Genomic DNA, 14,711 nt, shown 5'->3' on the forward strand with positions numbered 1-14,711 from the left:
GGAACGACCGGCCGCGCTGACCGAGCGCGAAGCGCCGATCTACTTCCGCCTGGACCTTTTCATCTAATTACATTCTTCCGAGACCCTCGACATGGACGTTCGTCAGTTCGCCTTTTTGGCAACCCAGCCTTGTTCCGTCGTAAAAAACCGCGAGTCGTTCCTGGGCATGCCCAAACGCGGTCTGGCGTTCCTGCTGGCCAACGTCATGTTCTGGCAACCGATGTGGGCGCAGGCGGACGGCATTGTGGTGGCCAATCCGGGCACGAGCCTGGGCCAGGCGGGCAATGGCGTGCCGGTCATCAATATCGCCACGCCCAACGGCGCGGGGCTGTCGCACAACCAGTTCTACGATTACAACGTCGGGGCACAGGGCGTCATCCTCAACAACGTGGCGGCGCAGACCGGGCAGACGCAACTGGGCGGGATCATCGTCGGCAACCCCAACCTGAGCAACCGGGCTGCGGCGCAAGCGATCCTCAACGAAGTCATCAGCGGCAACCCGAGCCAGTTACGTGGCTACACCGAGGTGGCGGGGCAGTCGGCGCGAGTCATCGTCGCCAACCCGTACGGCATCACCTGCAACGGTTGCGGTTTCATCAACTCGCCGCGTGTGACCTTTACCACCGGTAAACCGGTGCTCGATGGCGCGGGCCGACTGGATCGTTTTCAGGTCGACCAGGGCAGCGTCGCGATCGAAGGCGCGGGGCTGAACGCCAACAACGTCGACCGTTTCGAGATCATCACCCGCAGCGCCAAAATCAACGCCGAGATCCAGGCGCAGAATCTGACCATCGTTGCCGGTCGCAACGACGTCAACGCGCAAACCCTCAATGCCACGGCCCGTGCCGATGACGGCAGCGCCAAACCGCAACTGGCGATCGACTCTTCGGCACTCGGCGGGATGTACGCCGGGGCGATCAAGCTGGTCGGTACCGAGGCCGGTGTCGGGGTGCGGCTGGCCGGCAACGTGGCGGCCAGCGGTGGTGATATCCAGATCGATGCCAACGGCCAACTGACCCTGGCGCAGACCTCTGCCGCGAACAATCTGAACATCACGGCGGCCAGCCTCGACGCTCAAGGACCGGTCTATGCCGGCGTGAACGTCAATGTGCAGACCCAGGGCAACCTGACCAACCGTCAGACCCTCGCCGCGCGGGACAACATCAGCCTGACCGCCGGCGGCCAGTTGACCAACAGCGGCATCATCGAAGCCGGGGTCAATGCGGACAACAGCCGCAACGCGGCAGGTAACGTCGCCCTCCGTGCACACAACATCGACAACACCGGCAAAAGCGTGATTGCCAGTCGCAACCTGACGGTCAACGCAACACAGACCGTGAGCAACCTGGGCGGCACGCTGACTTCGCAGAACACGCGGGTCACGGCCGCCACCCTTGATAATCAGAACAAGGGGCGTGTGCTCGGCAGCAGTAACGTGCAACTGAACGCTACCCGGGTTCTCAACACCCAGGGCGTGATCACCAGCAGTGGCAACCTGACCGCCACTATCGGCGATCTGAACAACCACGACGGCGAGGTTTCCAGCGCCGGCACCACCGGCATCACCGCCAATACCCTGGACAACAGCGACGGCCAGGTCACTGGTGATGTGGCGCTGAACATCGGCTTGATCGGCGCACTGAACAACCGCAATGGGGTGTTGGGCTCCGGCAAGAACGTCAGCATCACCGCCGCGAGTCTGGACAACAGTTATGAAGGCAGCCTCGTCAGCGACGGTGATCTGACTGCACGCATTACCGGCCTGTTCGACAACCAGAACGGCGATCTGAGCGCCAAAGGTGTGGTGGATCTGCAAAGCGCCAGCCTCGACAACCGAAATGGCAGTCTGGTCGGCAAGGACAGTTTGACCCTGCGCAGTGACTCACTGGATAACCGTAACGGCAAAGTCCGTGCGACCAAGGACCTGCAACTGACCGTCGGAGCAATCGACAACCGTCAAGGGCTGCTCGACAGTAAGGCGGCGGTGAGCGTCAAAGGTGTGCAACTGGATAACCGCGCAGGACTGCTCAGTGCGACCGGTCCGATGAACCTTGAAACCAGCACTGTCGACAACAGCGGCGGGCGTATTGCCAGCCAGTCCGATCTGACGGCCAACGTGGGGCAGCTCACCAACCAGCACGGTGAATTGGTGGCACAAGGCACGCTGACGCTGACAGGCCAGAATCTGGATAACCGTAGTGCCGGTCTGGTAGGCGCAACAAAAGCGCTGAAACTGACGGTGGGTGACATCGATAACCGTGGCGGAGAGATCTCCAGCACTGCCGATGTCAGCCTTGAAGGCCAAAGTCTCAATAACAGCGACGGCGGCAAGATTCTGGCCGGGACCGCCCTGGGTCTGACCGTTGCCCGCATCATCAACCAGACCCAGGGGCAACTGTTCAGTGAGGGCGCCTCGACGCTGGTCGGACAGACTCTGGACAACAGCGGTGGCAGCTTCGTTGGCCAGCAAGGCCTGGACATTCGTCTCGACAACGCGCTGAGCAATATCGAAGGCCTGATCAGCAGTGAGGGAATGCTGACTGTTCACTCGGCCAGTCTCGACAACACCCGGGGTCGGCTGTCGAGCGCCGGCGCTCTGGCGCTGACGAACACGGGCAGTCTGAGCAACCAGACGGGCTCAATCACCACTGACAGCGGCCTGATCCTCAGTTCGCAAAGTCTCGATAACAGCCACGACGGCTTGATCAGCGGAAAAAAAGCAACCGCTGTGACCACCGGAGTCTTCGACAATACTTCGGGCGGCAGCCTGATCGGCGGCGATACGCTGGACCTCGTCGCAACCGAGGTGAGCAACGGCGCGGGGAGCCGGATCGCCAGCGAAAAAGCATTGACGGCGACGGTCACCGGATTCGATCAGCAGGGCGGCAAACTGTTCAGCAAAACATCGCTGAGCCTTGACCTCAACCACGGGCAGTTGAACAACCGCAACGGTTTGATCAACGCACCCCTGCTGGTGCTGAAAAATCTTAAGGACGTCGATAACCAGGGTGGTGAAATTTCAAGCGCCCAGGCGTTCGACCTGTCCGCCAGGAACCTTGATAACAGCAATAACGGCAAGTTGATCAGCAATCAGGGACTGACCCTGCGCATCGAACAACTGCTGGCCAGCGTCAAAGGCCTGATCTCTGCGCAGACCATTGATATCAATAGCGCTCGTCTGGACAACAGCGGTGGCCTGATCACCAGTCGAGAAAAGCTGCGGGTGGCGGTAGACGGTCAACTGGCCAACCAAGGCGGAACGTTGATCGCCGACGATGAGCTGAACCTCAGCGCCGACAGCGTGGACAACAGCGATGGCCACATCGCCGGTAAAGCTGACGTCATCGCCAACGTCGCAACACTCGATAACCAGCGCGGTGAGCTGGTGGCAACCGCTGGCCTGAAGCTTACAGGTACCAGCCTCGATAACCGCAACGGCGGCCTCGTCGGCGCGAATGGTGCGCTGCAACTGAAGGTCGATTCCGTCGACAACCGTGGCGGCGAGATGTCCAGCCAGGCAGACGTGACGCTGGTTGGCAGTCGTCTGGACAATAGCGATGGCGGCAAACTGGTTGCACAAGGCGCATTGAGCCTGACCGTTGATGAAGTGCTCAACCGTGCCAAAGGCCTGCTGTCGGGCAAGACAGGCCTGACGCTGACCGGACGCAGCCTCGACAGCAGCGCGGGTGCGCTCTTGAGTCAGAGCAATCTCAAGCTCGACCTGACGGGCGACCTGAACAACAGTCAGGGCCTGATCAGTGCTGAAGGTGCTCTTGGTGTCACCGCGGCGAGTCTGACCAACAACCTTGGCAGCCTGTCCGTTGCAGGTCCGTTGACATTGACCACCACCGGTGTGGTGCTCAACCGCGCAGGCCAGATCGTCACCGATAGCGGCTTGAGCCTCAGCAGTGCCAGCCTCGACAACAGCAACGGCGGCAGCATCAGCGCCAAGGGCCCGGTGTTGGTGAAGACCGGTGCTCTCGATAACAGTCACAGCGGCAAATTGAACAGTGGCAGCACGCTGGACCTGAAGGCGACTCAACTGACCAATCAGGACGGTGGGCGCATTGCCAGCTCCGCAGCCCTGACCGCGAGCGTCACCGGTCTGGATCAGCAAGGTGGCCAGTTGTTCAGCAACACGTCGCTGGAACTGGACCTCAATCACGGTCAACTGAACAACCAGAACGGCCTGATCGGCGCACCGTTGCTGATGCTCAAAAATCTTCAGGACGTCAACAACGACGGCGGTGAAATTTCCAGCGCCCAGGCCTTCAGCCTGACGGCGCGCAGCCTCGACAACAGCAACGGCCAACTGCTCAGCAATCAGGCCGTGACACTGCGCATCGACCAGGCCCTTACCAACATCAAAGGTCTGATTGCCGCCGCGGCGCTGGATGTCAAAGCGGCCAGCCTGAACAACAGCGGCGGCACGCTGACCAGTCGCGCTGATCTGGATCTGAACCTCGATGGCTTGCTCACCAATCAGAACCTGGGGCTGATCAATGCCACGACGGGGCTGACCATCAACAGCAGAGGTCTGAATAACCAGAACGGCTCGTTGTCGGGCAGTGCCATCGCTATCGATCTGGGCGCGGCCACCGCTGACCTGAATAACGATGGCGGTCTGATTACCACGCAAGGCCAGCTGAGCATTCAGCATCTGCGTGACCTGACTAACCGTGGCGGCAAAATTTCCAGCAGTCAAAGCATCGACCTGAAGACCCGCACGCTGGACAACACTGGCGGCAAGCTGATCAGCAACAATCTGCTGAGCCTGGACACCGGTGCACTGGTCAACCAGAACGGTCTGGTTTCCGGGCTGCAAGGCCTGACTGTCAATGCCGACAGTCTCGACAACCGCAACAACGGTACGCTCTCCAGCAGTGATGGCAACCTCAGCGTCGCGTTGAGCGGGGACTTGCTCAACAGTGGCGCGGGGGCACTGGTTACCCAGAAGAACCTCAGCGTCAGTGCTGCGAATCTGGACAACAGCAACAGTGGCGTCCTCTCCAGCGGTGGCGCGCAAGCGCTGACCGTCGGCGGCCTGCTCAACAATGCCTCGGGTGGTTTGATCGCCAGCGGTACGACCCTGGCGTTGCAAGCCATGACCCTGGGCAACGCTGGCGGTGCCGTAAACGCCAAACAGGATCTGAGCTTCACTGGCACTTCGCTGGACAACAGCGGCGGCAGCCTCGCCGGTAACGCTGCCGTGACCCTCGATCTGCTCGGTGCACTGATCAACACCAATGGCAAACTCGCCAGTGGCGGCGCGTTACTGCTGCAACGCTCCACACAGATCAACAACCAGGGCGGGCAATTGGTCAGTCAGGGTCTGATGACCTTGTTGAGCGGTGGTCTCGACAACCGCAATCGCGGCACCGTCGCGGCGAATGACCTGTTGACGATCACCACGCCAGGTGCAATCCAGAACAGCGCCGATGGTTTGATCTATAGCCAGAATGGCGACCTGAAAGTCGAGGCCGCCAGCCTTGCCAACGGCAAAGGCACCGTGCAAGCCCAAGGCGCACTGACCCTTGTCAGTCACGGCGACATCGATAACCAGAGTGGCCGGATCATCGCCACGAACGGTGATCTTTCCATCGATGCCGGCAATCTCGACAGCCGTGGCGGCGTGCTCGCCAGTCTGCAGGGTGCGTTCGCTGCGCGTCTGACAGGAGTGCTGAAAAGTGGCTACGACCTGAACAACAATCGTCAGGGCGGTGTGATCCAGGCCCAACGCATGAACCTGAATGCGCTGATGGGCATCGATAACTACGGTGGGCGCATTTCGGCACAAAGCGGCGACGCGATCGTCGTCACCGGTAACTTCGACAACCGCAACGGCGGCCTTTACGCCAAAGGCAAAATCAACGTTACCGGCAACAACTTCGACAACAGCGGCGACAACGATGGTCAGATTGCCGGCCAGCAGATCGATCTCAATCTGAGCGGCGCGTTGAACAACCGCGTGGGCATCATCGAGAGCGACAGCACCCTGGCCATCAAGGCTGCCAGTCTCGATAACCAGACCGGCCAACTGCGCGCCTTGGGCGGCAACGGCAAAACCAGCTTCCAGATCGGCGGCCTGTTCGACAACCGCAACGGCACCCTGGAAACCGCCAATACTGACCTGACCCTCGGTGCCGGCAGCTTCCTCAATGCCGGCGGTAGCCTGTTGCATGTCGGCACCGGCACCTTTGATATCGCCACCAACAATGTCATCAACGCCGGCGGCAACATCGTCACCCGTGGCGGCCTGACCATCAGCACCGATACCTGGACCAACAGCAGCGCAATCCAGGCCGGACGCCTGAACGTCAACGTCAACAACTTCACCCAGACCGCGAGCGGCCAACTGCTGGCTTCCAGCAGCTTCACCGGCAGTGGCGTGAACTGGTTCAACGAAGGTTTGATTGCCACCGATGGCAGTCTGAATGTCGGTATCAGCGGCGCCTATTGGGGCGGCGGGCGAGTGAGCAGCCAGGGCAACCTGGTGATGAACGCCGCGCAAGTGAGCCTGACCACCGCCGATTCGAGCATCGCCGGCGGCGGTGACACCACGCTCAATGTCGGTGGCCAACTGGACAACGCCGGTCGCCTGACATCCGGCGCGAACATGATCGTCAACGCCAATGGTGTAAGGAACTACGGCACCACCGCCGCCGGCGGCGACCTGACGCTTACCACCGGAAACCTGGTGAATGCCGGCGGACTGATTTTCAGCGGCAAGAACATGTCGCTGCGAGTTGCCGACTTCAACAACAGCAACGCCAACGTCTATAGCCTCGGCAATCTGACGATCGACCGCGATGGTCAAGGCGGGCTGGCCAACAGCATCATGAATCGCTCGTCGACGCTGCAAAGCGACGGCAGCATGACCCTGGCCGCCAGCTCGATTCAGAACGTGCGGGACGTGCTGACCGTCAACGACGCCGGCATCTATACCGCCCGGATCGGTGAAGTCACCTGTATCGAAGGGGTGAACGCCGGTGACTGCAGCGGCAAGCAGAACCACGCCTGGGAGATCGTGCAGCGGGAAAAACTCGAGGTGACGGCCGCCAGCGCCGCCTCCAGCATCACGGCCGGTGGCGACTTGACCCTCAATGGCGGTGACCTGCTCAACCAGAGCAGCACCATCGCCACTGCTGGCAACCTGAGTGCCACGCTGGGCAACCTGACCAACAGCGGCGTCGAAACCGGGGAAACCGAAACCACCCGGATCTACATGTCCGAGCGCACCAAAAACGCGGGTGGCTGGTACAGCGCGGCCAGTGCCTTTACCAATCAGTACTGGTACGAAAGCGCCGGCTACGATCGCAATAACCTGGGTGGTCTTCAGGGCGCCATGGCCAGCTTCATCGGCATGACCGAGACTGAGCTCCCGAGCCTGGGCAGCAGCCGGAAAATCGCCTCCAGCGATCAGTCCTACGCCGCGGTGATCCAGGCGGCGGGTGCAGTCAACATCATCGCCCAGAACAACATCGATAACAGTGCCGTGCGCCCGGGCTACACCTATGTCGGCAGCGGTCCGCGCACTGGCACCGGTGCGGCCGGCAGTCCGTTCTCCACGCGCATTACCGTCAATCAGCAACTGCCACCGAACCTCGCTCAACAGCAGGTCAACCCGTTGGTCTTGCCTGGCTTCGCACTGCCAACCGGGCAGAACGGTCTGTTCCGTTTGAGCGGTCAGGAAAACACCGCGCCGACAGCGACAGGCCCGCAGAGCTGGACCATGAGTGGCGCCAGCGTCAACCCGAGCCAACGTGATCAGACATTGCCGGGTACCCAGCCACGAAACATTCTGCTGACCAATAACGCCTCGGCCTCGGCCAGCAGCGTTGACCTGACTCCGGTGGATCGTCAGGCCCTGCATCAGGCAATCGGCGCCAGCGCCATTGACGTCAGCGCCCCGGCAGCAGACGCCGGCGGCTCGGCGCTGCCCGGTCGTTCCTCCGCGTTCACGGTCAACCGTGTGCAGGGCGTGCCAGCCAGCAGCGGCCAATCAAAACCGCAGAAATACCTGATCGAAACCAACCCGGTCCTGACCGACCTCAAGCAGTTCATGAGTTCGGACTACCTGCTGTCCAACCTCGGTTACGACCCCGATCAAAGCGCCAAGCGCCTCGGTGACGGATTTTACGAGCAAACCTTGATCCAACAGGCGGTGGTCGCCCGTACCGGCCAGCGTTTCATTGATGGCCAGACGTCCAACGACGGCCTGTTCAAATACCTGATGGACAACGCCCTCACCAGCAAGAACGAGCTGAACCTCGCGGTGGGTGTGAGCCTGACCTCCGAACAGGTCGCGGCACTGACCCACGACATCGTCTGGATGGAAAACGCCGAAGTGAACGGCGAGCAGGTGCTGGTGCCTGTGCTGTACCTGGCCAACGCCAACAATCGCCTGGCTGCCAATGGCGCGTTGATCCAGGGTAAAGACGTGACCCTGATCGCCGGCGAGGACCTGAAAAACGCCGGTACCTTGAAAGCCACCAACAACCTGTCGGCCACCGCCGGCAACGACCTGGTCAACAGCGGCCTGATCGAGGCGGGCAATCGTCTCGATCTGTTGGCAGGCAACAACCTGACCAACAAATCCGGTGGTGTTATCGCCGGTAAAGAGGTCTCGTTGACCACCACCCGTGGCGACGTGATCAACGAACGCACCGTCACGACTCACGAAAGCGATAGCGGTTATCGCAGTGAGCGTACTGATTTCGTGGACAGTGCGGCGCGGATTGAAGCGGCGAACAACCTCACCATCAAGGCCGGGCAGGACTTCAACAACACCGGCGGTGTGCTGAAAAGCGGTTTGGACACCACGATCAATGCCGGGCGCGACGTCAACCTCGTTTCGGCTGAGCAAGTCGCCAGTGGCCAGCGTGGTCTGCATACCGACAAGACTGTTACCCAATACGGTTCGACCGTGGACGCGGGGCAAAGCCTGACTGTCAACGCGGGTCGCGACATCACTGCCATCGCCAGTCAGATCGACGCCAAACGCGATGTGAGCATGAGCGCCATCGGTGACCTGACCCTGGCCTCGGCGGCGGATGAAGAGCACTCGTACAGCAAGACGAAGAAGGTGACGAGTCAGGAGGATCATGTCAGTCAGGTGTCCACCAGCGTAACGGCGGGCGGGAATCTGACGTTGAATGCCGGAAAGGATCTGGACTTGATTGCCAGCCGCGTCAGTGGCGGAAATGAAGCCTATTTGTTTGCTGGCGATGATGTGAATCTGCAAACAGCAGACAACCTCGATTATTCCTATTACTCGAAGACCAAGAAGGGCTCATTCGGCAAGAAGAAGTCGACGATGACCGAAAGCGAAAGCGACGTATCGGTCAGTTCGAGTGTCAGTGCAGGAAACAAACTGGTGATCTCCGCTGGCGAGGATTTCAACGCTACCGGCGCCAAGCTGAAAAGCGACGGGACGCTGCTCGCAACTGCTGGCCACGACATCAATCTTGATGCTGCGCAGGACTACGCGAGTACCGCCAGCGCCTCGTCCAAAAAAGGCTGGACCTCCAGCAAGTCCAGCGCATCGGAAGTCACGCAGACTCGCTTGAACAGCACAGAACTGGTCGCCAAGAACATTGAGCTGAAGGCCGACCATGACATCTCGCTGACGGCTGCCGCGTTGCGCGCCGGGGAAGCAGTTAAGCTCACCGCTGCCAATGACGTATTGATCGGCGCCGGCGAGGAAACTCAAACCTCCTCACAGTCGAAAAGCTCCAGCAAGACCAGTGCAAATTTCTCGGGTCTGCTGACATCGGCGCAGAAGTCGCAACAAGCACAATCGACCTCGACCCATAGCGTCGGCAGTGACATCAGCGGCGGCAGCATTCAGATCAAGAGCGGTCGTGACACAAGTGTCGAAGGAAGTACGCTGGTCGCCGATAAAAACATCGGGATTGATGCCGGTCGCAATCTTGAAATCACCAGCGCTGAAAACACCGAGACTTCAAGCTCTAAATCCGGTAGCAGGAAGGTCGGTGAAATCGGCTCCTGGTGGCAGGGTGCGACAGGGATCATCAAGCAGAAAGAGGCCGAGCAGTACACCTCTACGCGCCAGTCCGGCAGCCAGATTGCATCGCTTGGCGGCAATATCAGCCTGGCAGCGGGCGACCACTACAACCAGACGGCCAGCCAGTTAGTCACGCCTCTAGGTGATGTCAGCATCACTGCCAAGCATGTCGATATCGAGGCTGGCTTTGACACCCTGAACTCCACCAGAACCGCCAGTACCAGCCGTACCGCCATTGGCGGCTCAGTGAGTATCCCGTTGCTCGATGCCCTGCGGGGGATTCAGCAGATGGGTGAGGCGGCGCAGAAAACCAGTGATGACCGAATGGTCGCTCTGGCCGCCGTCAATGCGGCGATGAGCGCCAATCAGGCGGTGGACGCTGGCAAAGCACTGGTGGACGCCCCGAAAACCGGCATCAAGATCAGTGTCAACTTGAGTGACAGCCGCAGCCACAGCGAGAGCAGTCAAAGCGGTCGCAACGTGGTAGGCAGCGATGTCGTGGCTGGTGGTAACGTCAAGATCGTTGCCACCGGTGCCGGTGCCGACAGTGATATCAATGTCGTTGGAAGCCGGATCGAGGGTGGGGGGGACGTCAGTCTCAAGGCCGACGGCGAGATCAATCTCCTGTCCGCACAAAATACCGCGCATCAGGAAAGCACCAATAGCAACTCTGGCTGGAGTGCCGGAATCGGCATCGGTTTTGGCGGGGCGCAAAACGGCGTCTCGTTTGAACTGGCAGCCAATGCGGGACGTGGTATGACCGACGGTGACGATGTCACCCATACCAACACGTATATCAAGGGTGGCAGCAGCGTCAAACTTGAGAGCGGCGGCGACACCAATATCAAAGGCGGTGTGGTCTCGGCCGAGCAGGTCAAGGTCAAGGTCGGCGGCGATCTGAATATCGAAAGCCAGCAGGACACCAGCACCTACACCTCCAAACAATTGAGCGCGAACATCGGCGTCAATATTTGCGTTCCACCGATTTGTGCAGGCATGAGCACCATCAGTGGTGGTATCGCTGCACAGCACATGAACAGCGAATACGCCAGTGTCAGTGAACAATCGGGAATCAAGGCCGGCAACGGCGGATTCCAGGTCGAGGTCAAGGGCAATACCGATCTGGTGGGGGCAGTCATTGCCAGTACCGACAGGGCAGTAGCGGATGGCAAGAACACTCTCAGTACCGGGACGCTGACCACTTCCGACATCAAGAACAAAGCTGATTACGACGCAACCAGCATCAACTTGAGTGGTGGTTTCGGTGGCAATATCGGCCGCGATGGCAATGGCAATGCCAGTGCTACGGCCAACCCTAACGGCCCCAATGTTCCCAACAAAGGTGGTGTGAGTGTTTCGACCCCGGTGGCGCTGTACGCCGGCGACAGTTCCAGCAGCACTACTCACAGCGGCATCAGCGGTGCGGCCGTAACCATCACCAATGGTGCCAAGCAACAGGAAATGACTGGTCAGACGGCGGAGCAGGCAATTGCCGCCATCAATACCGATGTTTCCAGTGAGCGTGATGGCAGCAACAAGCTCAAGCCGATTTTCGATGCCCAGGAAATCGGTGTGGACTTCGAGATCGTCGGCAAGTTCGTGCAGAACGTTTCCCAGTACATCGATAGTCGTGCGCGGGAAATCGATCAGAAGAAGGAGCAGGCTAATCTTGAAAAGGCTGCTGCTGATGACCAAAGCTTGCCGCTCAAGGATCGAATAGCGCACCACGAAAATTATGTGCAGCTCAATCAGCAGATCAAGGAAATCGGTGATAACTGGGGCGCCGGCGGCACTTACCGGCAAATCGCAACAGCGCTGGTCGCGGGTATCAGTGGCAACGTAGCCGGCAGCGGAGCCCAGTTCGCGCAAAACATGGTGGTCAACTACGTCCAGCAGCAAGGCTCGGCGTATATCGGCAAACTGGTGAAAGAGGGCCTGAAGGAAGGCAGCCCTGAACATGCCGCGTTACACGCGATTCTTGGTTGTGCAGGCGCTGCCGCCAGCAGTCAAAGTTGTTCGGCAGGTGCTTTGGGTGGTTCTGCCGCAAGCCTGTTGGCCGGTTTGTTCGCCGATAGCGACCCGAACGAAACCGCAGTAGAGCGCGAAGCCAAACGCAATATCATCACTAGCCTGGTGACCGGCATCGCGGCCATGAGTTCGCCGAACGGCGCGGCTACCGCGAACAACGCTGCTGCGGCTAACGTCGATAACAACTGGCTGGCGACGCAGCAGTACGTCCAGGCCAAAAAGGAAATCGATGCAGAGCCCAATCTGGCGAAGAAACTGGCGATCATCGCCAAGTGGGGGCTCATTTCGGCCCGACAGGATCTGCTGACAGCTTCCGGAGTCATGAAAGGCTTCACGGACGGCATGGCAGGTGCGGGACTGGGCGCGCTGGACAGTGCTGTGAATCTGCTGCGCGATCCGGTGGAAAGCTTCCACGCCATGAACGAGTTCCTGGCTTCTGATGAGGCGGTGAACATTCTCGGTAAAAGTGTTGCCGATGCTTTCAAATCGCAACTTTCGCAAATCCTTGAAGCCGCCACCGTGGGAGGCGACGAGAACGCGGAGAATATTGGCCGGCAAATGGGGCAGGCCGTCGCACTTATCGTCCAGCTGATGGCCGGCGGCGGCACCAGCTCCGCAAATTCAGCGCTGCAGCTTTCGCGTATGGGCATCGACGTTTCGGTCAAGACCATCAAAGAAGTGGGCTCAACGGTCAAGATCGATAATCTCAAGACGCAGATCACGAAGTTTTCGGAGAAGCTGCCGGATACGGATGTGCCGCGTTTAGATCCACCAAAACCGGACGTAAAGCCCCCTCAAGTTCCTGACAGCCCTAAACCAGAGGTGACACCGCCAAAGGTAGATGATCTGCCGAAGAGCCCCGATGTGCCCGTTCCGACAGGTCAGACGGGAACCGTTTGGGATGCGATAACGAACCCAGGTCCAGTTCACCCTGGCTCGGTGATCCCTCAATTTTTTGAGTTGAACCTTGATAGTGGCGTCAAGATATGGGTTGATGGGAACGCAACGAAACATATCGCCGAATACGCGGCCTATAAGGCAGAGCTTTACACTCCAGAGGCAGTTAGATTGGCTAGTCAAGTTCAATTAAATAGTCTGAAGACAGCGGTAGAAATGGCCGCTAGCTCTGGGATAGAGTACAGAAAGGTAATAAACGTTGATGGTTGGGAGTTAATGTTTGCACCTCCTAAATCTGAAGGCCAGCTGCCGGCTCTTTATCACGCAGTGGTTAGGTCGAGGTGAATATGTTGAAAGTTACTGGGTATAAAGAAGGATCTCTAGCAGAGATTCAGTTTGGTGAGTATGTAATTGCTGATGTCGTTTTTGAGGGGGAGCGGCATCCGGCTGCCCCTTTGTACTGGCGTGTTGGTGATTTTGCAGAGTCTCTGTTGGAAATAGGTATTAATCGGGTCAGTGGCGCTGTTGCCAAAGTTTGCCTTGTTGCCTGTGGTGAGCGTGAAGTTCTGCAAGATCATAGGCAATATTTGGCGGGCAGTTCTATAAGTGGTATTCCTGTTTTTGACATTGCAGGCTGGCCGGATAGTCGTTACAAAGATGAAGTGGGCTATTTGGAAGTTGCAGAGAGCGAAACGGTGCTTGTAATGTTTTTTTCTTCCGATAAGGTCGTTGAAATAGTGTATGAGTTCTCGGGTGTAAGATTTGGAGTTGCTTTTGGGGGAGGGTTGATTTGGATTGCTGTAGACAAGTTAAAGTGAAAGTCGCCATTGTTTGCAATGTGGGTAACAAGTTGGCGCGGGCGACCTACCACTTCCTGACGGAGAAGCAGCCTTTTGACGCTAAATGCTGTTTCGCCTAGAGGCGAGTCAGGCGGTGGTCGGGAAAACGAAAGGGGACTGGACGCAAGCCAAAATCAGTGTGGCGTCCGATCATCACCGCCTAAGTGCGTTGTTGAGACCGGCTAATGAAGTGAAAAGGGGACAGATTTATTTTATTTAATAAATTTGTCCCCTTTCTGTTCTATCTGGTAAGAAAAATTTCACGAGTTCTATGACGCTTACAACCGATGAGGCTCTATCGGCAGGGCAAAAATATCTCGGTCCCGAGTACAGGGAAATCGGTAAGCCCGGCTCTGGGGTGTTTCACAGCGCTGATGGCACCAAGGAGTTCCGTATCGACTCAGGATCTATATCAAGAACACACGCTCCGGGAGTTCCGCATGTACATTTCGGAGTTAAAGACCCTGTGACTGAGAAATATGTTTCTAACAATCATGTTCCCTATGCGGACTAGGATATGGATATGTCTATCGTTCGGAAGGGTATTGTTGTCACTGGCGAATATTCTGGCTGGGAAATTGTTGTTGCGGACGATCGTGATGGCGACACTGCCGGGTATTATCTTTACTTGAAGAAAAGTGATGTAGAAGGGTTTGACTACTGGTTCGAACATGAGGCAGGGCTTCAGGCTCAGCTAGCTGATTTTGAGGTGGAGTGGATAGTTTAATAAGTTAATTAGCATGGCTGTTATTTTGCTGTCGGGAGTGAAAAGGGGGGCGGATTTATTTAATTTGAAAAACTTTTCCACTTTCTGTTCGGTCGATAGGTCAATCTCATGTTTTATGATTCGACTACGTCTGCGATCAGTCGTGCTCCAAGTATTATGTTGCCGAGGAAGTGAGAATGGCTGCTTACGATTT

Annotated in this window: 3 protein-coding genes; all 3 read left to right on the forward strand. The window is 58.2% G+C overall.

The window, feature by feature from the left end:
* Window positions 1-91: 91 nt before the first annotated feature.
* The 3 genes from ACW9HX_RS27790 (at window position 92) to ACW9HX_RS27800 (ending at window position 14,518) form a co-directional block, all read left to right on the forward strand.
* The gene (locus ACW9HX_RS27790) at window positions 92-13,297 is read left to right on the forward strand and encodes a hemagglutinin repeat-containing protein (protein ID WP_457383040.1); all 13,206 of its coding nucleotides are present in this window, start codon (window positions 92-94) and stop codon (window positions 13,295-13,297) included.
* Window positions 13,298-13,299: 2 nt separating this feature from the next.
* Entirely contained in the window at window positions 13,300-13,770 is a 471-nt protein-coding gene (locus ACW9HX_RS27795) for a hypothetical protein (protein ID WP_457383041.1), read from the forward strand.
* A gap of 538 nt (window positions 13,771-14,308) precedes the next feature.
* Window positions 14,309-14,518, forward strand: a complete 210-nt coding sequence (locus ACW9HX_RS27800) for a hypothetical protein (protein ID WP_457383042.1) — start codon at window positions 14,309-14,311, stop codon at window positions 14,516-14,518.
* The last annotated feature ends 193 nt before the right edge of the window (window positions 14,519-14,711 follow it).

It is taken from the genome of Pseudomonas sp. SDO52101_S400 (assembly GCF_054071635.1).

Coding starts and splice junctions, on each gene's coding strand:
- ACW9HX_RS27790 (WP_457383040.1), top strand. CDS start 92: ATGGACGTTCGTCAGTTCGCCTTTTTGGCAACCCAGCCTTGTTCCGTC.
- ACW9HX_RS27795 (WP_457383041.1), top strand. CDS start 13,300: ATGTTGAAAGTTACTGGGTATAAAGAAGGATCTCTAGCAGAGATTCAG.
- ACW9HX_RS27800 (WP_457383042.1), top strand. CDS start 14,309: ATGGATATGTCTATCGTTCGGAAGGGTATTGTTGTCACTGGCGAATAT.